The sequence below is a fragment of the Paenibacillus sp. NMA1017 genome (genome assembly GCF_058895805.1).
Genome location: NZ_JBZXYR010000022.1, coordinates 1 through 25,249, shown reverse-complemented (window position 1 = coordinate 25,249; position 25,249 = coordinate 1). Strand labels below are relative to the sequence as shown.

Annotated in this window: 20 protein-coding genes and 1 pseudogene; 5 read left to right on the top strand and 16 right to left on the bottom strand. The window is 44.5% G+C overall.

The window, feature by feature from the left end; genetic code table 11:
• Nucleotides 1-316: 316 nt before the first annotated feature.
• Nucleotides 317-1,477, bottom strand: a complete 1,161-nt coding sequence (locus AC5ELV_RS25880; protein ID WP_493432401.1) for a trans-sulfuration enzyme family protein — start codon at nt 1,475-1,477, stop codon at nt 317-319.
• Between the two features lie 234 nt (nt 1,478-1,711).
• On the opposite strand from AC5ELV_RS25880, the gene AC5ELV_RS25875 reads away from it, so the two are divergent.
• From AC5ELV_RS25875 to AC5ELV_RS25855, 5 genes and pseudogenes are all read left to right on the top strand, one after another.
• Complete coding sequence (locus AC5ELV_RS25875) at nt 1,712-2,128, top strand: spore germination protein (protein WP_493432400.1); 417 nt, start codon at nt 1,712-1,714, stop codon at nt 2,126-2,128.
• The gene (locus AC5ELV_RS25870; protein ID WP_493432399.1) at nt 2,125-2,451 is read left to right on the top strand and encodes a spore germination protein; all 327 of its coding nucleotides are present in this window, start codon (nt 2,125-2,127) and stop codon (nt 2,449-2,451) included. The genes AC5ELV_RS25875 and AC5ELV_RS25870 overlap by 4 nt, the downstream gene beginning before the upstream one ends.
• Before the next feature lie 158 nt (nt 2,452-2,609).
• Nucleotides 2,610-3,115: pseudogene (locus AC5ELV_RS25865) on the top strand (Ger(x)C family spore germination protein).
• Nucleotides 3,090-3,701, top strand: coding sequence for a Ger(x)C family spore germination C-terminal domain-containing protein (locus AC5ELV_RS25860; RefSeq protein ID WP_493432398.1), 612 nt, complete (start codon nt 3,090-3,092; stop codon nt 3,699-3,701). The pseudogene AC5ELV_RS25865 and the gene AC5ELV_RS25860 overlap by 26 nt, the downstream one beginning before the upstream one ends.
• Before the next feature lie 138 nt (nt 3,702-3,839).
• The gene (locus tag AC5ELV_RS25855; protein WP_493432397.1) at nt 3,840-4,988 is read left to right on the top strand and encodes a GerAB/ArcD/ProY family transporter; all 1,149 of its coding nucleotides are present in this window, start codon (nt 3,840-3,842) and stop codon (nt 4,986-4,988) included.
• A 46-nt stretch (nt 4,989-5,034) separates the two neighbouring features.
• Here the strand turns inward: AC5ELV_RS25855 and AC5ELV_RS25850 are convergent, their stop codons facing one another.
• From AC5ELV_RS25850 to AC5ELV_RS25780, 15 genes are all read right to left on the bottom strand, one after another.
• The gene (locus AC5ELV_RS25850; protein ID WP_493432396.1) at nt 5,035-5,736 is read right to left on the bottom strand and encodes a YetF domain-containing protein; all 702 of its coding nucleotides are present in this window, start codon (nt 5,734-5,736) and stop codon (nt 5,035-5,037) included.
• Nucleotides 5,737-5,915: 179 nt separating this feature from the next.
• A complete protein-coding gene (locus tag AC5ELV_RS25845; RefSeq protein ID WP_013310304.1) occupies nt 5,916-6,182 on the bottom strand; it encodes a metal-sensitive transcriptional regulator in 267 nt (88 codons plus the stop codon).
• A gap of 76 nt (nt 6,183-6,258) precedes the next feature.
• On the bottom strand, nt 6,259-6,735 hold the full coding sequence (locus AC5ELV_RS25840) for a DsrE/DsrF/DrsH-like family protein (protein WP_493432395.1): 477 nt from the start codon (nt 6,733-6,735) through the stop codon (nt 6,259-6,261).
• Nucleotides 6,732-7,322: a sulfurtransferase TusA family protein gene (locus AC5ELV_RS25835; protein WP_493432394.1), complete on the bottom strand. Its 591-nt coding sequence runs from the start codon at nt 7,320-7,322 to the stop codon at nt 6,732-6,734. Before AC5ELV_RS25835 ends, AC5ELV_RS25840 begins: the two co-directional genes overlap by 4 nt.
• A 211-nt stretch (nt 7,323-7,533) precedes the next feature.
• A complete protein-coding gene (locus AC5ELV_RS25830; protein WP_493432393.1) occupies nt 7,534-8,061 on the bottom strand; it encodes a TetR/AcrR family transcriptional regulator in 528 nt (175 codons plus the stop codon).
• A gap of 150 nt (nt 8,062-8,211) precedes the next feature.
• On the bottom strand, nt 8,212-8,907 hold the full coding sequence (locus tag AC5ELV_RS25825) for a DUF4309 domain-containing protein (protein ID WP_493432392.1): 696 nt from the start codon (nt 8,905-8,907) through the stop codon (nt 8,212-8,214).
• Nucleotides 8,908-9,026: 119 nt separating this feature from the next.
• On the bottom strand, nt 9,027-9,653 hold the full coding sequence (locus AC5ELV_RS25820) for an HXXEE domain-containing protein (protein WP_493432391.1): 627 nt from the start codon (nt 9,651-9,653) through the stop codon (nt 9,027-9,029).
• Nucleotides 9,654-9,671: 18 nt separating this feature from the next.
• A complete protein-coding gene (locus AC5ELV_RS25815; RefSeq protein ID WP_493432390.1) occupies nt 9,672-10,262 on the bottom strand; it encodes a TetR/AcrR family transcriptional regulator in 591 nt (196 codons plus the stop codon).
• 229 nt (nt 10,263-10,491) lie between these two features.
• Nucleotides 10,492-11,724, bottom strand: coding sequence for an aminopeptidase (locus AC5ELV_RS25810; RefSeq protein ID WP_493432389.1), 1,233 nt, complete (start codon nt 11,722-11,724; stop codon nt 10,492-10,494).
• Between the two features lie 47 nt (nt 11,725-11,771).
• Nucleotides 11,772-13,361, bottom strand: a complete 1,590-nt coding sequence (locus tag AC5ELV_RS25805; RefSeq protein WP_493432388.1) for an acetate--CoA ligase — start codon at nt 13,359-13,361, stop codon at nt 11,772-11,774.
• Nucleotides 13,362-13,537: 176 nt separating this feature from the next.
• Complete coding sequence (locus tag AC5ELV_RS25800) at nt 13,538-14,641, bottom strand: DNA alkylation repair protein (protein ID WP_493432387.1); 1,104 nt, start codon at nt 14,639-14,641, stop codon at nt 13,538-13,540.
• A gap of 113 nt (nt 14,642-14,754) precedes the next feature.
• Complete coding sequence (locus tag AC5ELV_RS25795; protein WP_493432386.1) at nt 14,755-16,782, bottom strand: S9 family peptidase; 2,028 nt, start codon at nt 16,780-16,782, stop codon at nt 14,755-14,757.
• 365 nt (nt 16,783-17,147) lie between these two features.
• Nucleotides 17,148-21,254: a beta-ketoacyl synthase N-terminal-like domain-containing protein gene (locus AC5ELV_RS25790; protein WP_493432385.1), complete on the bottom strand. Its 4,107-nt coding sequence runs from the start codon at nt 21,252-21,254 to the stop codon at nt 17,148-17,150.
• Nucleotides 21,229-22,452 (bottom strand): ACP S-malonyltransferase, encoded by a 1,224-nt coding sequence (gene fabD / locus AC5ELV_RS25785; protein ID WP_493432384.1) that lies wholly within the window; start codon nt 22,450-22,452, stop codon nt 21,229-21,231. The genes AC5ELV_RS25790 and fabD overlap by 26 nt, the downstream gene beginning before the upstream one ends.
• Nucleotides 22,453-22,665: 213 nt before the next feature.
• On the bottom strand, nt 22,666-25,249 hold a 2,584-nt coding region (locus AC5ELV_RS25780; protein ID WP_493432383.1), incomplete at its 5' end, for an AMP-binding protein.

Here is a 25,249-nt window from a genome sequence, read left to right as displayed (position 1 = left end):
TTTTGAAACTGACGAGATAAAAATATCTCTTGTTTGATTTTGCGAACAAAATCGTTTTACTCACTCGTTGTTCAGTTTTCAAAGATCAAATCAACAGCCGTTTAACTGGCTGGATATATAATTTATCACGTGTATACCTATCAGGCAAGTTGTAATATTTCCCAGTTTGCTAGTTTATATTTTTACACTCTTTTCTCCTACTTAAAGTGCAAAGTTGATCAGGTATATACATCACAAATAAGAAAAGCAGAAGCTCTTTATGTATTGAGAGGAGCTTCTGCTTTCGCTTTTTTAGATAAAATCCTGAAATGTTCGCTTAACTTAGAGCTGTAGCTAAATCCTGTATCAAAAGTTCAGCTGGCTCATGCCCTACAGCCAGGCGGATAAGCGATTCAGGCATGTGTTGTTTTTTTAGACTCTGCTTATTGAAGCCGTAGTTTGGTGAGATCACCTGGCTCTCCATGGACCCCCAAGATACACCGATCCGGATCAGTCGCAGTTTATTGATCACTCTACATATATCCTCATAAGTCGAATTCTTTAGTTCAAAACTGAATAATCCGGCATACCCTTTGAGCTGTCTACATGCCAGCTCATGTTGTGGATGAGAAGGAAGTCCGGGATGATTCACTTTGGAAATGGCCGGATGATCTGATAGAAAACGAGCAACCAACAGAGCATTCCTTTGATGGGCTTCCATACGGAGCGGGAGTGTTCTTAGACCCCGAATGAGCAGCCAGGCTTCAAAAGGGGCTAATGAGCCGCCAATCAACTCATACTCTTCAGCATACATACGGTTTATTATCTCCTTAGAAGCGATCACTGCCCCTGCAATTAAATCATTATGCCCCCCCAAGTACTTGGACGCGGAGTGAACAACGATATCTACGCCCCATTCCAATGGTTTTTGGAAAAGGGGTGTAGCCCATGAATTATCTATAATTGTACGTATACCCTTCGCTTTGGAAAGCGAAGTTACCTCCTGAATATTTACCATATCGAATGTGAATGAGGTAGGAGACTCCATAAGAATAGCACGGGTCTGCGGTTTGATGGCATCAGCAACTGCTTCCGTAGAAGTCGAATGTACGATTGTATAGTCTATATGGAACCTCTTTAAATATTGGGCTAGGCTGACGGAGGTTTCATATATGTGTCCGACCAAAATCAGATGGTCCCCTGCGGACAAGCTACACATTAGAGCAGCACTGATAGCAGCCATTCCGGAAGCAAAGCACTTGCAGTCCGCCCCACCTTCCAGCGCAGCAATCATTTGCTCTGCAATCTGAACGGTAGGATTGGTTCCCCTCGAATAGACATAATGCTCCTTTTCATTATTAGCCGCTTCAGCATAATCTTCGTAGGTATCAAAGAAAAATGGAGCAGTCTCATAAATAGGAGGAGCAGCAGCCTTAGCAAAATACCCTAGTTCGTCCTCAAACCGGAGACAGATAAGCTGATCATCCGAGAAACTCAAACTGATCACCACTTTCTGAAAAAATTTCAAACCCATATGTGGTAGTCTCCTCAATCCGGGCTCAAATATTCAATAAGTCAAACTTCTCTGCATCCTGTGCTGGTTGATTTACGAAACTCGGAGAATTATGAGGCTTCCAAATGTCTTTCATTAAGTATCCAATTCATAAAAATAGCGTATATTTTTGGGTTGCAGGGCAAAGATATGCTTTATCAAAAAAAGAGGGGTTCACTTGTGTTAACACGTTGGATTAGAAATGTTCTGAAACCTGGAAAAAGGTACACACAGGATATCGAAAAATCCAAACAGCAAGCCTCTTCAGAACCTATAAATCCATCATTAGCACATACTCTATCTTTGCTCAAATTAAAACTTGGGCAAAGTTCTGACTTTATTATTCCAGATTTTCCCGAAAGTCCTACCCATGCCGGCCAATTTGCCGTTTGTTATATTGAAGGACTGATTGACCAAAACTTGCTTTCCGATTTAATGGAGGGCTTGATTACAGAGATGGTGTCCGCAGATTTTAAGCTTGAAGGAAATATTGCTGCTTCATTATTAAAAAGAACTATTCCGTCAGGAAATATTCAAATCATCAATTCGCAAAATCAGATATATCAAGCTATTTTGATGGGACGCCATTTGCTTTGATCGCACCTGTAACCTTCTTCAATTTTTTTCAGACGGCCGAAGATTACTACCAGAGATATGACATTTCTTCGTTTGTAAGGGCAATTCGTATGCTGTCTTTCCTAGTCTCTTTGTTGCTTCCTCCTCTATTTATAGCCCTGACGACTTTTCAGCAGGAAATGATCCCTACCACGCTGTTAATTACGCTGATGGCTCAACGGGAAGGAACTCCTTTCGGTATTCTGATAGGGCTTATCCCCCTTTTAGTTCATCTTGTATCACTCAAATCATTCGGAGTTCAGTATTTCATGCCCTACAGCGCCCCTTCTATAAATCTAATATGAAGGACCTAGTCATTAGAGTTCCATGGTGGGCTATGAAAACCAGACCTAGTGAAAAATCAGGTTCCAACAAGACCAGACAGGCAACCCATCAATACCCTGCCAGTTCAGATGAAATCAAAAATAATGACAAGTCTGATACCCAAAAATAGGAGAGATCAATGGTGCGGCAATTAAGAGTTGGTTATGTTCTGTTTATTGCAGGGTTATTACTTACAGGGTGCGTAGACTATACAGAATTGAACGAATTAGGCATCACAACAGCAACTGGCATTGATGGACATAAGGGCGACTGGATCAATACTTACCAAATCATCATTCCATCAGCCATGACCACTGGCTCAGGTGGTTCTTCCACGGGGGCATCTCAAAGCGCTGTACATACCTTCACTGCACATGGAAAAACATTGAGAGAGGCCGTTACAAAGAGTAGCCTGGAATACCCACGTAAACTGTATTTTGCTCAAAATAATATAATTGTCATTGGAAAAAAGCAGCAGAACAAGGCATTGAAGAAGTGATTGATAATTACCTTCGCAACCTTGATTCACGAGAAACTGTAAAAGTGTTCATTGCCAACGGAGAGGCTCGTGATTTTTTAAAAAAAGCTTGTACCACCGGAAAAACTTCCAGGTCAAGCTTTGGAAAGGATATCAGGAAAAAATAGACAATTTGGATCGATTTATCCTACAGTAACCATGCATGAATTGATTTCGAAAATTAGTTCCGATAGTGGTACAGCCGGAGTTCCAGAAATATCCCTTGAGGGTTCCGAGCCGGAGAAACTAGATTCTGTTGATGTTTTCAAGGAGACATCCGCCAAAGGTAAACTTAAGTTATCAGGCCTAAGCATTTTTCAGAAAGACAAGAGAGTCGGCTTCCTAAATGAAAAGGAAAGTATAGGGGTTTCATGGTTAAACAACCATATTAAAAATACTACTATAAGCTATGTCGATAGGAATGCTACGGCCGCGTTCCTCATCCGGAAAGCCAAGGTTAAGATTACGCCGATAAAGGATTTAAATCATTATTCCCTAAAAGTAGACGTTAAAGCTACCGGGGATCTTTTGTCAGCCTCTTCGCAAAGAGAAATGAAAAATATGCAAAGCATAGATCAATTGCAGGAGCAAGCAGCAGAAACGATCAAGTTGCAAATCAAGGAAGGATGGAGAGCATTACAGCAAAAGAATATCGACCTCATTGGTATTGGAAATAAAATTCATCGCAAGTACCCAAAAGACTGGAAAAAATAAAGGAGACCTGGCCTAGGGAGTTAGCAAACATGGATATACAAATAAATATAAAAATGAAGCTTGCACGCCCAGGATTATTTGAAAAATCTTCTAACGAACTGTTGAAATAATACAAATAGGGAGAGGTGAATTGAAGCAATGCGTCAAAATACAATACGAATATCCGAGCTGATCATTTGTATGTCTTTATTTAAAGTTGGAAGTACAACGTTGTTTTTAATGGGGGCTGAAGCAAAGCAAGATGCTTGGTTAGTCATGTTGGTCGGCGCTTTAGCAGGACTACTTCTGCTAAAGCTCCATCTTGCTATCCACCATCAGGACCCCGAATTAGATTTGTTCATGTTGTGTCGCCGTTACATAGGGAAATATATGGGTACAATCATCAACCTGCTTTTTGTGATGTATTTTATGTATGAAGCTTCTCGGAACTTACGCGATTTAGGCGAGGTGACAGTAATGATTTTGCTACGCCAAACCCCCTTGTGGATCATCATCTTGATCACAATCATAATTGTATCCAATACAGTTCGTTACGGCTACAAAACATTGTTTTTATTTTGCTTATTCCTTTTCCCTTTTTTTATACTTGGATACGCTATAATTAGTATATTAATTCCGGCAACCGGTCTCTTTCACTTGGAAAATTCCCTTCCTGTTCTAGAGGAAGGATGGAAACCCATTTTTAAAGCCGCTATTCCTGAGCTTATCTCCTTTCCATTCGGACAGACCGTATTATTTCTTGTATTTTATCCGCTTGCACATAAAGGCCGGAATCTCACAAAACCCGTTTTCTTTGCCTATATAGTTACCGCACTAGCTCTGACATTTATTAATCAATTGGATATTTTGGTTCTCGGTCCTAAGATCGCCGCAGAAAGCACACTTCCTCTGTTGGAATCCGTTCAGTTGATTGAATTGGCGGATGTGTTCGAACGAATGGATGCCCTTTTCACCTTGCTTCTCTTTCTTGGCTTGGTCATCAAAATGTCTTTATTTTTTAATGGCGCCGTGATAGGACTTGAAAAAATAACCGGAGTCGGATTTAAAAAATGGGTTCTTCCCCTTGCAACACTTATTTACGGGCTTTCATTTTTGCCTCCTACCTATACTCATCACATGGTTATCGGTCGGAAATTTGTACTTAATTCCTGGTTTCCAATTTTTCAGATTGTACTTAGTTTCTGTTTACAGTTATTGTTATTAAAAGAAGAAAAAAGACAAATAAACAGTCCTCTTCATGAGAAGATGGTAGTTCAATACCCCAAAGTTCTGCCTCTATCTCAGTAGCTACACCATACACGGTAAGAAGCGCAGAACTATAGTAGCCTATCATTCAAATTTTATGATGCTTTTTCTCTTTCATCGGCACGATGTGAAGTGTTCCATCCTCGCTAAACTCTGCATAGGCAATCTCATCGATACTATCATATCCCTGCTCTCGCACTTTTGCTTTAATCTCTTCAATATCGATTGACTTCCCACGCATAGATTCGTTCAGGAGCTTTCCTTTATCAATGACTGTTACAGAAAAAAGGTCAGGCTGTGCATCTATTCCCATATCCTGAGCGGCGGGTGGCTCGTATTCAGGTTTGCGCATAACCGACAATGAGCCGTTCGTCTCTAATGTGGCATACCAGACCTCACGAAGAGAAAAAATATTTTGCTGGCGTAGCATGGAAAGCAGCTGTGTAAATTCTATATCATATTTTTCAAGCATTTCTTGATTGACCTGGCCCTTATCTACGAGCAGCACTGTACGACCTTCTGCCATATAGCCAAATTTCACAAAACGGGTCGTCGCCTTTTCAAAACAGTAGGCCAGCACGCACCATAGTGCCAAAGCCAACAAAAGCTGCCCAATGGTCACCTTATCGTCATATAACGTATTTCCCACAATTTCGCTTAACACTAATGATGTTAGGAAATCGAGTGGAGTTAACTGACTGAGTGTTTTCCGACCTGTAATAAAAGTAATGATCCACAAGCCAAAAAAGCTGATGATCAATTTGACACCAATCGTAACAAATACCTCCATAAATAGGCCTCCCGGAAGAAGTTGTTTTCCTTATGTGTTATTTACACCTGTCTACCTCAGCATAAACAGAGGGATTATTCCTAAAATTGCCCGATTAAAAAGGCCCGCTACCAACTAGAGGCAGCGAACCTTTGAATTACGGCTAGTATATAATCTTAGTCTTTCAGATATTTACAAGATTATCTACTTTTCACAAGCAGCTGAATCGCTTCTTTAACCAGCTTATCCGTGTCTCCTCCAGCCTCTTGCTCTTCCAATATACATCGTTGCAGATTCTCTGCTACAATTTGGGCAATCGCTTTGTCTGATGCATTGCGTACGGCAGATAACTGGCTAACGACGTCTTTGCACGATTTTCCTTCATCCATCAAACGAAGTACCCCACGCACCTGCCCTTCAATCCTCCTCAGGCGCGTTTTCAGTTCATCACTGTAATTGTAATCCATAAGTAATGCACTCCTTTTTTGACTTACCACATACATGTATAGGTATATTATAAACCAAAAAAATAAATAGGATACCCTAAATAAATAGATTTACCTTCCCCTGCGAAGCATCCCCCAAGTAGGCGGCTACTCCAGCATATTCCAAACCGTCGATTAGCTCTTCTTGTTGCAGTCCTAACAAATCCATGGTCATGGTACAGGCGACGAGCTTGATCCCCTGCTCTCGTGCCAACTCTATAAGCTGCGGCAAGGAAAGCGCATTGTGCTTTTTCATGACATGCTTGATCATCTGTGGACCGAGTCCGGCAAAATTCATTTTGGATAGTGCAAGCTTTTTGGGTCCACGAGGCATGATCCAGCTAAAGGCTTTTTCGAGTATTCCTTTATTAGTGCGCACGATTTCATCCTTACGCAGCGTATTTAGCCCCCAAAATGTAAAGAAAATAGTTACTTCATGATCATATCCCGCCGCCCCATTTGCAATAATGAATGCAGCAATCGCCTTATCCAGCTCCCCGCTGAATAATACAATCGTTGTTTTGGGTGTACTCATATGGATTCGCTTCCCTTAGTCTCTCCAGCCCATTTGGATATGCCCGAAAGCACAGATTTTACTTTTTTAGCGCCTTTGGAAACTAATAACTGACAAGCCAGTTCACTGCGTGCTCCTGCTTGGCAAATCACTGCGATCTCTTCTTCCAAGTTCAGTTCAGAAAGTCTGTTCTCCAGTTCGCCAAGAGGGATGTGCTTAGATCCAAGAATATGTTTAAGCGCAAATTCAGCGGGTTCACGAACATCGAGCAAAATGAAGTTCTCTTTTACAGAACATTTTCCTTGTAGCTCTTCATGGCTTATCGTAGAAGAAAATATTTGCTCCTTCTTCACTTCAGCCGGATTTGCTTTGCGTAAATAATGTCGCATTACATCTCCTTCTTGGAGAGTGCCTAAATATTGATGTCCGGTGTTTTTGGCCCAGCTCTGAAAATCGGCTAATGAACCTTTGTCGGTCGCCTGAACCTCAATAATCTTTCCGGGAACGAGCTCATTCATAGCCTTTTTTGTTTTTACAATAGGCATAGGACAAGCTAGCCCTTTGCAATCAAGAATATGATCTGCTTGGATATTGTTAGTTGATGACATTGTATAACCTCCGCCTGTTTTTTGTGGGGGCTTAGCTTAGTTAAATCTCCTTATACATATACCCCTATAGGTATTAGGATAACGAGGCTCGCTTCTCTTGTCAACTTATTTGGGCACTTTGCCCAGAAGCAAACGAAATCATGTCTTGAGCAAAATAAAAGTAGAAACAAAAAAAGCCGCGCAAAAACGCGACTCTAGTGCATAAACAAAATTAATCGTCTTTTTTCATCAGTTCTGGCAAATCCAGCGACATCGAAATATTACACAGCATACCTCTGGCGAGAAAAAGCATCGTTCTTTCCATTGCTTGTTTAATACCTGCCCGTCGGAAAGCATCATAGACCGTCGTATGAATTTCACGGAACCCTTGCTGCATCACGCTTACAACCACATCCTCGCGGATCGTCTGCGCCTGCATTTGTAAAAGCGTTTCATTGCGATATTCCGTCATAATTTGCGAATAGGCTGCAATTAGCTCTTGCTCGAGCTGCTCAGATGAGGCCGAATGAATGATCCTGTGAAAAGAATCTATAATACGTGCAAACGAAACCTTCAGGGCTTCAACAAGCAACGCTTCCTTGGTAGCGAAAAAACGAAAGACATAGGGTTGAGAAATATTAGCCCGTTCCGCAACTTTGGCTGTCGTAGCTCGGTAGTAGCCCATCTCCGCAAACACTTCAATGGCAGCAGATATGATTTCCTTTTGGCGATTTATAGATGTAGACGTAGCTTTAGCCATGTTTTTCTCATCCTTTTGTTTATCACAGTTTTCTGATTAGTGATTAATCAATTACAAATTAGTATAAACGACATAACTTAATAATGCAATGGGGTTGAACAAAGTCGCCTCCGTGATCCTGACGGAAACGACTCTGTTATATACATCCAATTATGGTGTTTTAGTGTTAAAATATAATCGGATATAATTGACCTTTTGCGTTTTGGTTTGATAGGAAAATACTAAATAATAACTAAGTCCTGATGTGTTATTGATCGTATAATTAGCTTCTGCTGTGTCAGGTATGTCTCTAGAAGTGTCAACGGTTTCCGTAGGTTTGCCCAATTCGTCAACAACTTTTTTGATAAGCAACTTCTTATAGTCTGGATCGGAAGATGTAATTTCTGTAACTTTATCGCTTCCATCCAGCACGATGTCTGTATGATACTTAGCGTAGCTTCTCATAGGACCTGTAGAACCTGAATCGGATTTCCCCCACAGCTCAAATAACAAATCGCTACTAGTTCCCAAGCCAAGACCTTTAGGCAAATTCGGTAAGGTCCCCTGCTTGGCTGCGCTGAATATAGCAGCTGCGGAGCCGTGTTTACTATGAGATGAAGCTGTACTACTGGCAGGTTCTTGATGGGTAGAGGTTGAGCCTTGCCCATTAGTATTGAGATCCGTGTTTTGATCTGTAGAACTAGCAGGTGGTGTGACTGTTTCTGCTTTAGTAGGAGCAGTTGATTTTGCCTCCCCGCTATTGCTGCATCCTGTCATCACAGCAAAACCTATAGCCAATAAAGCACTAGTGGTGATTAGCTTGTAAGCCAACTTTTTACGATCATGAGATTGATGTGAATGCTTCATTATAAGATCACTCTTTCCTTGTTCTTGGGTACAAACCAAGTGTAACCGAACCTCGTTTCCGGAATACCTCTACTTGTTTCCAACTTGTAAACAAGGACATTGATGATTTCTAACATCCCCTATTTACGACCATAAGCTCCCAGCTGTTGTTTAGAAAAGGAGTAAGGAGAGTCGCTCTTCTTCAACCATATATTCCCTTTAATGATGAAGATGTATACAGCAAAAACAAAGTAGATCGTACCCGCAATCCAGTCTAACGCCGTTGGGATGTCTTGTTTTACTATTTCATGAATATACCAGATTCCAACTGGAACATGCAGGAGAAGTGCCGTAAACAAGCCAGGATTATATAAGGTTTTTGCTTTTATATTGACGACGATACCGTGCCATACGACCTGAAAAAAACCCATAAAAATTGGTGCAAGTCCAAGCCAGATTACTTGCGGAAACCATACGGGGAGCAGATAAAACACATAGGCAATTGCCACATTGATAATCATCGCTGATTGAGTGTTTAAGGGGTAATGATCTGGTGCTTCACTTTTAAACATAACGTTGTTAAATAAACCAGCAAAATATCCAGGCCAGCGGTACTCCTCAAATTGATGAAACAATATAGCTACAAAACTCAACCATAACATGCCTGTTATATCCGAAAGGATAGCTTGATTCATAAGTAAAACAATACATACAACCACACCGATAATAGCCCCTGCATCTTGCCAATATTTTCTCAAGAAATTCATATTAGTCACCCCTCTGGTTTATTTTTGATCAAAATATCTTTCAAACAGCAGATTTAATTGTTCCTCTATTGAAGGTATTTCCACAACTGCCCCTGATTCAAGAATCGGACTCATCAGTGCAGGCAGAAAAATAGCTCCGAATATTTGCAGCATCATCGCTAACAAGCGCTCCGGCTGTTGCTCGCCTGTCAACTCCTTGATCGTGTTCTGAACCTTTGGAAATCCCATTATGTTTAAAAACCTTCCGTATTCCTGTTGAGATGTAAAGGGCGTGCTGCCCATGGCAATAATTCGCGAAAGAAGCTCTGGATATTGACGAATGACCTGTAAATAGTCATGTAAAAATTGTTTCAGTCTATCTTGGGCCGGCATCGCTGTATTATCCAAAATAGAAAAGGTGTGATGAAAGCCATTTAATATCACTTCAATAGCTTCACTGAGCAGATTTTCCTTGGAGCCAAAATAATAATTAACTAATGAAATATTAGTAGCAGACAGGTCAGCAATTTTCCTGATTGTAACCGCCTCAAAACCTTCCTTTTGAATAAATTCCAACGTAGCGTCTAAGATTTTTTCTTTGGTTTGTTGTTTTTTGTCAGGGTGATTCATGTTTTTCCTCCTCCTATTTCGTCCAATCATAACGGATGAATGAAATGGACAACTTTATATAAGTAAATTTTCAAACAATAATTAAAACACTGTTTAAATTATTGTTTGAACTCAGTTTAGCACTTTATATTTCACAAAACAAGGAGCGATTTGAGATTTAGGGAATAGAAAAACCCGCATAACGAATGAGATCGTTTGCGGGTCGATTGAATGGAGATTGAAAAAGGGCCTAAATAGCCCAATTTCCTTTGCGGAACACGGCTTCTTTACTTCCGTCTTGCAGTTCGCCGTCAATATCCAGCTCAGCTGAGCCGATCATGAAGTCAACATGAGTCAGGCTGACATTGGCACCGTTCTGGAGCAGCTCCTCCCGGTTCATTTGTGTCCCATTTTCCATATTAAATGGATACGCACTGCCTAGGGCCAAGTGGCAGGAGGCATTTTCGTCGATACCAGTATTGTAAAAAATGCGATTGAGATTGGAAATCGGGGAATCGTGCGGTACCAGTGCAACTTCTCCCAAATAGCTGGCCCCTTCATCCGTAGCGAGTAAATGAGTCAGATGCTGCTCGCCGGATTCTGCTGTATATTCAGTGACTTTACCGTCCTTAAAGGTAAACGTTATGCGATCCACCAGTTGCCCATTCAAATTAAGTGGCATGGTACTTGTGACATGACCATTGACACCTGTACGCTTAGGCATCGTGAACACTTCTTCTGTCGGCATATTTGCCACGGTATAAATTCCTTGAGCGTTTTCACCACCCCCGCCGCGCCAAATGTGTCTTTCGGCCAATTCAATTTTCAAATCTGTTCCTGGTGCACGATAGTGGAGGCTTTTATAGTTTTTATGATTCAGCTTGTTTTGTAGCTGTTCGAGATTGTTTAAATGTCCCTGCCAATTTTGAACTGGATCGGAGCCGTCTACACGGTTCATTTCGAAGATCGTATCCCACATGACACGAATGCGGTCCTCTTCTGTCACATCGGCAAATACTTTATCGGCCCATGCCTTCGTAGGTGCTTTAATCAGGCACCAGCTAATCTTAGCATTTCGAGTATAGTGAGCATAGCCTTCTCTCGCCGTAGCAGCCGCCTTGGTCGCACGAGAAACCTTTTGTGGATCAATGCCTTGATATAAATCCGGGTTCGGCACTTTAATCGTTAGTGTGGCTCCACCTTCTTCGGCAAATTTCTCCATCATTTCCGCCTTCCAAGCAGGATAGTAATCGAAGGTGGCTTCGTCACCATGTTCAAAACGACTACGTGTAATGGAATCATCCTCAAACTCTACCTGTACATATTTAGCGCCTGCTTCATAGGCTTTGCTAACAATCAGACGTGTAAACTCAACAGTTTCCAGTGGTGCAGTTACCAACAACGCCTGTCCAGGCTGAATGTTAACCCCTACTCTTACGACCAGTTCTGCGTATTGCTCCAACAATGATTCAAATGTACTCATTTTTCCACGCTCCTGTTCCGTTTTGGTTATATTGAATGATTTCATCACTACAGTACAGATTGCTTCTCCAGTTCACGCAGCTCCACTCTTCGTATTTTACCCGAGCTGGTTTTAGGGAGTTCTTGAATAAACTCTATTTTTCGTGGATATTTATAAGGCGCCGTCCACGTTTTCACATGATGTTGCAGTTCCTTCACTAACGCCGGTGATCCTTCTACCCCTGCTTTGAGTACGACAAAAGCTTTAACAACATGTCCACGGATTTCGTCAGGGCTGGCTACCGCAGCACATTCCTGCACGGAGTCATGCTTCATAAGCGCTTCCTCTACTTCAAAAGGACCAATAGTATAGCCAGAACTAATAATGATATCATCACCACGTCCTTCGAACCAGAAATATCCATCCTCGTCTTTGCGAGCCCGGTCTCCCGTAACAAAATAATCTCCGTGGACACTAGCTAATTTGCGTTCTGGATCATGGTAATACGTATGGAATAATGCCGGCAGATCGGCACGTACCGCAATATCGCCCACTTGCCCCGGAGCCAGCGGAATGCCATCCTCGTCTACGACCTCAACGAGTCCCGGTGCAATGGATTTGCCCATCGAGCCTGTTCGCAGAGGTGCATCCTTTAAATTACCAATAATTAATGTGCTCTCTGTTTGACCGTAGCCGTCACGAATCGTAATGTTGAACTGCTCCTGAAACTTGTTAATGACCTCCTGATTGAGAGGCTCTCCCGCTGAAACTGCGCTGCGCAATTGGGATAGATCATATTGATCTAAACCATCCGTTTTCGCCATAATCCGATATTCTGTCGGCGTACAGCACAACACTTGGATTCCATACTGCTGCATAAACTGCAAATACCGACCTGGACGAAACGGACCATTATATACGAATCCGGTCGCTCCATTTCCCAGTACGGATAAAAACGGACTCCAAATCCACTTTTGCCATCCCGGCGCAGCAGTAGCCCATACTATATCTGAAGCTTGAATATCCAACCATGGTGATGTTATCCGCAGATGAGCATATCCCCAGCCATGGCTATGTACAACACCTTTAGGATTTCCCGTGGTGCCCGAAGTATAGGCCAGAATGGCCATGTCGTCACGATGCGTCTTCACAGCTTCAAAAGTATCCTTTTGTCCATCCATCAGCTCATTCAGTACGAGCCAGCCAGGTGCATTTGCCGTGTCGTCCCCGGAGACCACGATACGATGATCCAAAGCAGGCAAATCATCATTTATTTTGTCGACTTCACTTGTTACTCCGGTCCAGGCAATGACTGCGCGCGCTTCTGAATGGCGAAGGCGATATGCAATATCCTTGGCACGCAGCATTTCTGAAGATGGAATGACAGCAAGCCCCAGCTTCAAGCAGGCCAGATAAATTACATACGCAATAATACGCCTTGGTACTACGACCAGAACTCTGTCACCTTTGTTAAATCCCAGACTTGCGAGTCCTCCAGCCAGCCGGTTAGCCTTTTTCAACAGCTCTCCGTAGGTGATTTCTTCGTATTCTCCTGTCTCACTCAGCCACTTGAGTGCAGTTTTACCAGCATCATGGTGTTCCATTTCCGAAGTCATATTGTAATATTCAGGCGCAAGCCATTGTTGTTGATCTGTCAAATTATACCTTCCCCTTTATACATAAGATGAGATCCACTTTCTTACTGTAGTATAGCACGTCTTAGTACCAGGTTCTAATACCAGAATCATTTTTTTGGAAAAAAATAAATTTTGTAAAGCCAACAACAAAAGAAAGAGCCTAATTTCAGGCTCTTTTTCTTCACCGCTATCGTGATCTACAACTGGAGTTCTACCGCTGTAAAAGCCGCTTCCTGACCATTTACGAGCAGCGCAATCCGATGCGTTCCCGCATAATGGCGACGAGTTGTCAGGTCTGCAAAACGGTGTGTCCGTGTACCTGTAAGATGGGTTCCTCCGGGGACCGTTTTGTCAGATAGCAAAAACAGTTTACGTGAGACTTGTCCTCTCGCCTTCACAAAGTCGATGCCGTACTCGATGCGGACTCGTACCGGGTCACCTTCACGAAGCTGAAGCGCGTAGCTCAACTCACAGCTATCACCAAGCCTTAGCACGGCAGGGTCTGTGATGAAAGAGGCTCCCGTGACCAACGGCGCCCCGTCTGTTACATCCGCATAGCCGAACATTGCCATCACTTCAGGGATAGATTTGCGAATCAGGGTCCGGCAGCCATGACGCACAATCCAATCGGTGTCAGGATGTGTCCCTTTCCACCGTTGAGCCGTAGCAATGACCACATCAGGATGATCCTTGGCAATATCGTTCAAGTTGTTGGCTACACTTTTACGTACATATAGTGATGGATCGGCTTTCAGTAATTCCAATACAGCCAATACTGGAGCAGGATCGCGCTTAAACACAGGCAACGCCTGTCCCCAGGGTAGCCGTGGACGGCAGCCTTCGCTGGCAAGACGGCGAACGTGCTCACTTTGATGTCCTGCCCAGGTCGTCATCTGTCGCATCATCCGTTCTGGTTCACGCAGAAGGAAGGGTCTCACAGCGAACTCCGCAGAGGATTTTGATGTGAATCGCTCCAGTGCCTTCATGGACAGGTCCCAATGTTCTCCTCCCTGCCCATACACCTCCACAAAATCGGGGAAAAACAAGTATGGAAAACCACTGCAATGCTCATCTATAGCAAAAAGAATATCCAGAGCTTCTTCATATTTACTGGGCAAAAATGCCCCTAATGTTAACGAAATACGCCGTATTCGTTCTTTTAGCTCCAGCTCATCCCATTTTTCATCCATCACTTGATGGATGAATCCGATGGTATCGAACGGCCTGTAAGCAGACTTTACTTTTTCACCGAATTGTTGAAGAAATTTCTCCGTGTACATATTTTTTAAGGGCTCGGCCATTATATATCTCCTTTTGAATGAGGTTGAGAGAATTGTAGCAAGGCATACTAAAAATGCCAAGTTCTATGATTAGGACCTGACATTTTTACATCAATATAAGAAATCGATTTAACTTATAATTCGTGTTGAGCAAACCAATTGGTAATGCGTTGCAGTCGTTCCACGCGAAGCTGCGGGTGCCCTTTTCGTGAAAGTTCGTGACTTGAAGCTGGAAAACGGACAAATTGCGTAGGTTTCCCCAAGCGACGTAATGCTGTAAACAGCTGCTCTCCCTGCTCTATGGGACATCGCAGATCCTGCTCCCCGTGTAATATGAGCAGCGGTGTGTTGATTTGTTGCACATAAGCCAGGGGAGATTGCCTCCACAAGAGCTCGCAATCCTCCCACGGATTCCCGCCGACTTCATCTTCAGTAAACGAGTACCCTATGTCACTCACCCCATACATGGACAGCCAGTTGGATATGGAACGTTGGGTTACAGCTGCGCGGAAACGATCGGTATGGCCGACAATCCAGTTTGTCATAAAGCCACCATAGCTGCCCCCTGTTACACCCAGCCTTTCCGGATGAATGAATGGAAACTGACGTATAGCCTCGTCCACTGCGCTCAGCAGATCAGTGTAATCGCGTCCGCCGTAATCTCCAAGGACAACATTGGTAAAAGACTGTCCGTACCCTCGGCTTCCTCCCGGATTCGTGTAGATGACTGTATACCCCTGAGCGGCCAGCAACTGAAATTCATGAAAAAAAGAATTGGAATACATGGCATGAGGACCGCCGTGAATCTCCAAAATAGCAGGATAGGATACCCCCTCCTTAAACCCAGCAGGCTTCATCACCCATCCCTGCACCCGTCGTCCATCCTCAACTTCAGTCCAGAAGCTCTCAGGCACACTAATCTCAATCTCATCAAGCAGTGAGTCATTCACTCGTGTCAGCCGTTCCTCAGTTCCTGAATGGATCGCAATCCGGAACAAATCGCCTGGTAAAGAAACATCGGTGGAAGCGGCAATGATATGCCGCTCATCCGAAGTAAGCTCGAATTGGTAAATTTCCCGTTCTCCTTGCGTTAAAATTTTAAAAGTTCCATCAAGCGCAAACTGATATACGTGTACATTTCCTTCAAGGGTAACCAGCGTATACAGGGATTGACCGTCCGCACTGAAGCGTGGTGGTCCTACATGAAGATGTGAACGCATGTCGCTCATACCGGCATTGCCAAGGTGAGCGTCAAGCGTCTCACTAACACATACTACCGTCCCGCCACTGGAGGGAACCGCATACAGTCGAGTCTGAGTAGCGCCTTTGGCATGTCGATCATGACCGTAAAAGGCAATTGTTGAACCGTCAGGAGAATAAGCAGCACTCTCGATGTGCAGTTCAGAATGGGTCAGCTTAAGCGGTGCTACTCCATCACCATTTGAAGTCGCAGGAGCTATCGTAAATAAATCATTTTGCTCACGTAAATCCGTATCCTCTTTCGAATGCTCTGCTATTCTAGCGACGAATAAAATACGTTGACCATCTGGTGACCACACAGGCTCCGCCACATCATAAGCGCCGGACGTCAGCTGAACTGTGTGCCCCGAAGTCACATCCGTAACATACAAGTGATCACGAGTATCATCCCACAGTCCATATCCGTCGGATTTAGCTTTCGTTCGATTAACGACTCGTCCCTTAAGTTGTGCCTCCTGACTTCCTCCATCGGATGTAGGGCTTGACGGGTTCTCGGCCGTTTTAGCTACAAACGATATGCACGCCCCATCAGGAGACCAGGCTAATGAACGAACGTTGTTCTCTACGTGTGTAAGCTGTCGTGCCTCCCCCCCGCGTTCTGGAATAATCCATACCTGGCGCTTGCCGTCTGTTGTACGAAGAAAAGCTAGTTGTGATCCGTTTGGTGACCAGACAGGCGTTTCATCTTTTGGTCCGTATGTAAAGGGTAATGCACTAGCGCCTTCGGAAGATAATAGCCAAATTCCTGAGTTATAATCTGTCCGCTCTTTATTAATATGCTGCTCTACGTAAGCGATTTCACCGCTGAGAGGATGAATAGCTGGATCGCTAACCCAGTGAAGTCGATATAAATCCTCAGCTGTTATACAGCGCTTAGTCGTGCTAGATTGCGAGTTGCTCAAAAAAATTCCTCCTTATATCCATCAGATTCCTACATCTCACATTTTAATTAATCCGATTAATTTTATATGATTTCAATAAATATACAATTACGTTACTCTTTTTATTTATCTCTGTCAATTTGTCTAAAACTAAAAAAAACCTCTCTCAGTCGCTATCGACCCGAAAACACTGCTACTTCGGATACTTTCATGAGAGAGGGTAATGATTCGTTATCAGTTATAGTTGAAAATAGTAGAAATGGAGGAAGCCCCAACAGGAATAATATATCCATACTCGTAGGTTCGGCCCCTGCTGTCAAATCGTACTGGGAATCTCTCGCCGCAGCACAGGGATGATTTCCCTGGCAAACCGATGTAGCTCTGCTTCAGTGATTTCCTATATGCTTGGAAACGGCCTTTACGGATGGAGATGACTGACCCCGGAGAACATCGAGCTGCTGTGACATCAGACGCAACTGTTGCTCCAAAATTCGCTCTACAACCGCAGAAGCTGTAGCGTTCGGGACGCTTTGAGTCCGTATTTGCCCAGCCGTATCCATAGCATAGACGGAAGCGCCAGCCGGAACGGTTGATTCATGAGACGGTTGGGTTAATGGGAAAGCTGCATGATCAACCTGATTCAGGGATGTTTCTGGACGATTTTGCACAGATTGAACTGTGGCCTTCTGTTCCGTTCGAACCTGTTCAGGCACGTTAATCCAGCATCTTTTACGTTCGAATGGATACGTGGGCAGCGAAACCTTTTTATAGTGCTTACCTGCATAGAGGGCATTCCAATTGATCTGCGCTCCTTGCACATACTTGGCTGCCAACTGCTCCAATGATTGCAACGTGTCCAAGCTTCCACTGACTATCTCTGCACTACCTGTGCTATCAGCTTCCCCAGTGTATACGCCTTCGACGACTCTGGCTTGTTCGTGTAACTGAAACAACTTCGCTTTCAGCGAATCCCCTCCTGCGGCAGTCACAGCAATCCGGTGATTTAGATGCCCTCTGCCTGTGTTAGCCGTAAAGCATACATCCTGTATCACGAGTTCTCCTCCGCGTCTGAACCGTTCTGCATATCGCCCGACCAGCTCTCGCAAAGCGGATTCACTCCGCGCTGACAAGGTCAGCAGCAGCGGTGATGATCTATTGTTACTGTCCGTTGAAGTTTGGTCTGATTCCGTCTTCGCTATATATTCCTCCAGCACCACATGACAGTTTGTCCCACTGAATCCAAAGGAGCTCAGTCCACTTCTTCTCGGGAAACCATCCGTCTTCCATTCCCTCAGCTTCGTATTAGCGTATACCGGGGATTCTTCAAAATGGATTTTCTGGTTTGGTGCGCGAAAATGAACGAGCGGCGCAATCTGTTGATGTTTCAAGGACAGTACGGATTTGATCAAGCCCGCAATTCCGGCGGCTTCGTATAAATGACCGATATTCGTTTTGACTGTGCTGATTGCCACAAATTGCTTACGCTGTGTATGCTTTCGGAAAGCCTTGGTAATGCCGTCAATCTCGACCGGATCACCCAGTTCGGTTCCGGTACCATGTGCTTCGATATAACTTATCGTTTCAGGATCAATCCGTGCATCACGCCACGCCTGCGAAATCACTTCTGCCTGAGCCAGCGCATTCGGCGCGGAAATACCAATCGTGCTGCCGTCCTGATTGATGGCACTTCCCTTGATCACGGCTAAAATGTTGTCACCGTCTTGTTCCGCTTTGCGCAGCGGCTTCAATAAAACGGCTCCAACTCCTTCACCCCAGCCCGTTCCGTCCGACTGGTCGTCGAAGGCGCGTGCTCGATCATCGGAGGATTCCATGCCAATGCCCGCTTTCAGCGGCAGTAAAATCGTCTTCACTCCACCTGCCAAGGCCATGTCGCAGTCTCCGCTAAGGATGGACTTGCAGGCCAAATGCACTGCCACAAGTGATGAAGAGCATGCTGTATCAATTGTTAGCGCCGGACCTTTTAGATCGAGCAAATATGCAATCCTGCTGGAAATAATGGATGATAAATTACCAATGGCAAAGTTCGGCAGCGCGCCCGGTTCCACCTCAGACAACAAACGCTCATATTCGAAGCTGGTTTTGGAGAAGCCGACATACACGCCGACCTTTTGGCCTGCCAGTTGCTTACCCCCATACCCCGCATCCTCAATCGTGCTCCAGGCTGTTTGTAGAAATAACCGTTGATTCGGGTCCATGAGTGAGGCTTCCCGTGGAGTCAGCTTAAAGAAGGAGTAATCGAACTTGTCTACTTCATCCAGATAGCCGCCTTCTGCGAATTGCATATTCCGTCCTTCCGTATTCAGACGCGAAATGAAATCTTCGGCATCTTTTCTTCTTTCGTCGCTGTACGGGCCGATATTGTCAGCGCCTGATGCCACATTCGCCCAAAACTGCTCCAATGTTTCCGCTTGAGGAAACTTGCCTGACATGCCGATGATGGCGATATCCCTGACATTTGCTTCCTCCTTGGCCTCAGGCTGTGCTGTTGCAGTCGCGTCGCTGCTCATGCCCTGACTGGAAATATACGCAGCAAGCTTGGCGATGGTCGGATAGGAAAAGAAGTCCGTCACTTCAATATGAATCCCCAATTGATCCTCCAACTGGTCCACAATTTGAACGAGCTGCAAGGAAGTCACTCCGATATCAAAGTAGCTGTCGTCCGTCCCGATCGACCTTACATTTAAAATATCCCGGCAGATTCCAATCAGCTTTTGTTCTATCTCCCCTTGAGGCAAGACTTTACGCTCAGCTGCTTGCACGGTTTGAGTGGCCTCGGCCAGAGTTGTCAGTATCTCATTAAATTCGCCCTGCTCATAACTCTGGGCTAATTTGAAGCGCTGAACTTTCCCGCTAGTTGTTTTAGGGATACGCCGGATCGGAACCACATCCTGAATGTGCCAACCTCCCCGGTAATTCAGATGGCTTTTCAGCTTTTGGACAAGCGGTACAAAATGCTCTATCTTTTTCGTATGCATCACAAAGGCAACAATACGATCCTGCCTGGTCTGCGCATCATGTACACCGCACACAGCTACTTTCCCGAGATCCACGCCATCCAGTTCCTCGGCAATCCTCTCGATGTCATGCGGGTAGACATTCTGTCCGTTCACGAAAATGATATCCTTGGCTCTACCAGTAATAGTCAGGCGACCGTTCCGCATAAACCCTAAATCGCCGGTGATAAGCCAGCCATCCTCTGTTTTGACCTTCGCGGTTGCCTCTGGATTGTTATAGTATCCGGATGTCACATTTTTGCCGCGGATCTGTGTGTGTCCAATCACCCCATCTTCAAGCACCTGATTTTGATCATCGCAAATGCGGACAGAGGTACTGGCCATTGGATATCCCAAATCAACAAAAGTAAGGCACCGCTTGTCAGACTTGTCCACTTCTTCGATGGGTTCACCTACGTGTAACTGCTGCCGATTCAAATGGATAGGTAAAAAGGTATCCTTGTCCAGAGGTGGAGTGGAAACACCTACGCTGGCCTCTGCCAAACCGTAGACAGGGAACATCACATTTTTCTTTAAACCGTGAACACTCATTGCATCCATAAACACATGACAAAGCTCCACAGATACTGGCTCCGCTCCATTCAAGATCATACGAACACTTGATAAATCCCAGTTAGATGCTGTTTCAGGTTTATACTGGTCGAGAAAAAATTTATATCCGAAATTGGGAGAGCATATTTGAGTCACCTTATGCTCCGATACTTTTTTTAGCCATAAAGACGGACGTCTGATAAAAAGTGCCGTCGGCATAATCAGTTGCTGGGCGTTAGCGATCACACAGGTTAAATGAAATGCGATTAATCCCAGGTCATGCGTAAGGGGCATCCAGCCCAAATAAGCATCCTTGGAGCTCATGCCCGTTTGATTTGCGATATCCCGAATATTGTAAACCAAATTTTCATGCGTCAGCATCACTCCTTTGGGATCACCTGTAGAACCTGAGGAAAATTGGATAAAAGCTAAATCCTCCGGTTTGGATACATGAACTACACCCATACTCTGACGGGAATAATTGAATGTATGGCTTGAAAAAGCCGCTTTTTTAACAGGCTCAAAGGAATCCAGCAGTTCATGCTGGTACGAGTATTTTTCCAATTGCTCCAATACCTTGTCATCTGCAATCAAATAAGGATGGGAAAGTGTATTCCAGATTTTAAACAATTTCATTTTATGCTCATCATTATTCCCTATGCTTACAGGAACAGGAACGATTCCACCGAGTAGGCAACCCCAAAATACATTCACAAAGGTATGATTGTCGTCAATCTGCATGATCAGCTCATCACCAGGTTGTATTCCTTTTTCCTGTAATTCATGCAGTACCTGTAAGGATTGCTCCAGAAGTTTACTGTAGGAGACATATTCCTCTTGTTTATCACCGGAAATAAAGGTGATCCCGTGTTCATCCCGGTTTGCGCGGTCTTGAATGATTTCAATTAAAGTTTGAAACTGCTCCATCCTGATTCCTCCTTAATTGCTCTAGCATTACTTTCTGCTCTCCTTCGGAGACCTGTTTGGTTTGCAACACCAGGCAAATACACCCCAGTATTTCCTGTCTTTGCTCAGAAGCAGGAGGCGGACTGCTGCCTGATTCTGAGTTTCGCAGTAATTCTTCCAGTCTTCGAACAGGTAAAATAACACCCTTTCGATACTCATCTTCATTCCAATTGGCATTGGGGGTAGACACCGCCAGTGAAAGGGAACGAGCAACCCAATCACGGATTGAGAAACGGCGTTCCAGTTCAACGCGATCCAAGTCTCTGTCGAGGGACAGCAATTCAATGGAAGTGTTTATTTCCTTCGTCAAATTTTTTAGCACCGTTCGTGGACCTAACTCGATGCCTTGTTTCACGCCATGATTCGCCATATATTGCATGGTTTGAATCCATCGAACTGGGTGAGTCATTTGCAAAATCAATCCTTGACGGATGCTGTCAACATCGGGGTATGGCTGAGCGGTCACATTAGAGATCACGGGCCACTTCGCCTCATTTAGAGTGTATTTTTGCAGCTCTGCGGTCAGCCTATCCGCAGCATGCTGCATAAGCGGACTATGAAAAGGACCGCTGACCTGCAAGCGGGTAATTTGGGCTCCCCGCTGTTCTAACTCGCCAGCTACTACAACGACAGAGGTGCGATGACCTGAAACGACGTACTGGTTAGGTGAATTGTAACAGGCAATGGCAGCAGGCTGATCTACTGTGGAGTGCAAACGACAGGAGTCTTCCACGGCGCCTGGCTCAGCTCCGCGAACGGCAATCATGCTGCCCAGTCCGGCCACTACGGCTTCTTCCATGAAGCGTCCCCGCTCTTGAACCAGCCGTAAAGCGTCGCCAAAGGGTAGAACACCGCTACTTACCAGAGCTGAATATTCACCCAGGCTATGACCTGCTGAAACTTCAGGGATAATCCCGATTTCGTGCATATAACGCCGGAAAGCAATGACGCTGATCGTAAGAAGTGCAGGCTGAGTATAAAATGTTCTGGATAGCTGGGTAATTGGACCTGCCATGCATAAAGCTTTCAGATCATACCCCAAAATATCAGCAGCCTCTTCGAACAAGCGATCTGCTTCTGTAAAACCGCTATGCCATGCCGCTCCCATCCCTACATACTGAGACCCTTGTCCCGGAAAAACCAAAGCTGTGCGATTCATACCAAACCCCTTCCTCCCCACAAAGATATGACAACACAATTTGCATACATCTCAGGAGCAATTTTAATTCAGAAATAAAAAATCCCCTCTCTCGGTCGTCAAGAACCTGAAAGCATCGTTATTTTGGTTACTTTCACGAGAGAGGGGAAGGATAAGATTTTTATAAATCCGGCATTTGCAAAATTCTCAGATAAAAAGTATATCTTCAGTTCCTTACTGCGGTATGGTCAGATTCGACAGAACCTTTTCAGCTGCAGCTTGGAAGATTTGATAAATTCCCTCGCAGTCTTCCTCATACGGAAGGGACAGAGAAATTTTTAGAACACTTGCTGTATACGCAGACTCGAAGAAAATGGCTTTGCCTCCATTAGTCTCTTTTTTCGGCCTATTCAAAGTACCGAGCAACTTCGAGTCTTCCTTCATTTCACCCAAGTAGTTGAACACAATAGGTAATTGTTCAAAATTCTTTTTCAGAATGCTGCTTGATTGGGGGTAAGCTGATTTCATATCTTCGTTAAAGATCAAATTGAAGAAATTCAAATGATGATTCACAGCAACATCCAAGGGTTTCTGAATATTGTTTTCGTAGGATATCTCCTCTTCCTTCTGGAGCAAAACAGGAATATGGTCAATATATTCTCCCAGTGACCCAAAGTAGTTCCTAACCCCATACTGTCGTCCATACTGCGTTAACCATAACGGAACTTCAGACTGTTCAAAGTAACGGCTAAAGAACTGAAATCCAATTTGCAACGAAATATCCGACAGGCTTGCAGCCACGTCCTGTTTTGGAATATCATGCAGCTTCAGTTCCCAAATCAATGAGGTAGATTGTGCATAGTTACACTCACGCGTTCTTGCATGGATTCGGCTATTGTTATTGTCAAACGCTTGGAGCTTAAATTGCTCCACAATGTCTTGATCACTGATTCCTTGAGGACCTTGGCGGATAAAATCGACATAATCGTGATAATGGAATGTTTTAACGGTCTGACTCTGCTGGATATGATCGTATTCCTCAAGAAGCTGATTATGCAGAACTACACTGCTCGTAGCATCAAAAATAATGTGTGAACATGGCAGCAGCAGCAAGTGTTCCCGCAGATTCAAGCGAACCAGCGTAATCCGGTACTGTAAAGATTGGGTCTGCTCATATGGTTCAAAATACAGATTCGACATGATGGATGGAAGAAGCTGTTGTTGTTCCTGCACAGGATAGACTGAAAGATCCACACAAGGCAATGAAATATGCTCTGGAGTTGGCCGTACTTCCCATTCCCATATTCCATCCGAACATACAAGCACACTTCTCAGTAATTCATGACGTTGAATCAACTGTCGAACTGCTGTAGTCAGGCGCTCCACATCCACGTAATGATCCAGCCGGATCACGGTACCCGAGGAAGCCGGGTGCATCAAATGATAATGCTGAGCAGGGGCCAGCGGGAAACGATGGATAACCTTTGAGCTGAGTAGATACTTATTCCAGCGAGCACCCATTTTATCGATTTTTATAATCCATTCCTCAGACTCCAACGGACGCTGACGGCTGTTTGCCTGTTCCTCGTCTGTCTGCTCCAGCTCTGTATACTCTGTGCTGACCCATAGGCTGGCGTCTTCCTCACCCATAGGAACGATATAGTGAGGGTGCAGTTCAGAATGAATATGAGACGAAATTCCCACGGTCATTTCACTCATCTGATCTGGTCGGAACGGATGCACCTGTAAAAATAAATAGTCGTGCTCATCATTAGCTACGAATTGAAGCATAGCCTGTACTCCAAAGGTTTCGCTAATCCATTGTTCAGCTTCCGTTAAATCTGTAAGCAATGAAGTGTCTGGCTTGGTGGCAACTTTATTAAGGGATAACAGATCGGACAAGCTTCGAATGGTTTGATGTTGCAACACTTGGTGTATGCCCAATGGAATACCTGATTCCTGTGCTTTGGTGACGAGCTGAATCGCCTTTAAAGAATGACCTCCAAGTTCAAAGAAGTTCTCGTCGATACTTACCTTTTCTCTACCAAGCACCGTCTGCCAGAGATTCGCCAATTGCTGCTCCATTTCATTTCTTGGAGCTACGTAGCCTGCATCCGGGCTATTCGCTAATTCCGGCAATGGCAGTTCTTTGCGGTCTATTTTACCGTTCGGTGTTAACGGCATGGACTCCAGCTGCACAAAGTATGAAGGTACCATATAGTGAGGCAGCTTTTCGCCCAGTAGGCTGCGCAGTTCAGCTGCATTCATTTCTTGTTCTGCCACATAGTAGGCTACCAGTTGGTTTTGTCCCTGCCCGTCTTCTCGGGCTAGCAGGATAGCTTCTTGCACATGTTCTATTTTTAATAGGTTCGCCTCCACCTCACCCAGTTCAATCCGGTAGCCCCGGATTTTCACTTGATGATCGATCCGTCCCAGGTGCTCGATGTTCCCGTCCGGCATCCATCTCGCCAAGTCCCCTGTCCGGTACATCCGTTCATATCCGGCTTCTCCGTCCGTAAACGGATTCGGTATAAATGTCTCATCCGTCAGTTCGGGGCGATGCAGATATCCACGTGCCAGTCCTACGCCTGATACACACAGTTCTCCAGCTACACCCACTGGTGCCAGATGTCCTTGTGCATCCACGATATAGACGCGGTGATTCGGGACGGGACGTCCAATAGAAATCCGTCCCTCCGCATTCGCGTCCTCAGACACCGGCCAAATCGACGTGACAATTGAATTCTCTGTTGGACCATAAGCGTTGTAGTATGCCACTTGATGCTTCCACTTGTTTACCAGGTCTGTCGATGTCGCA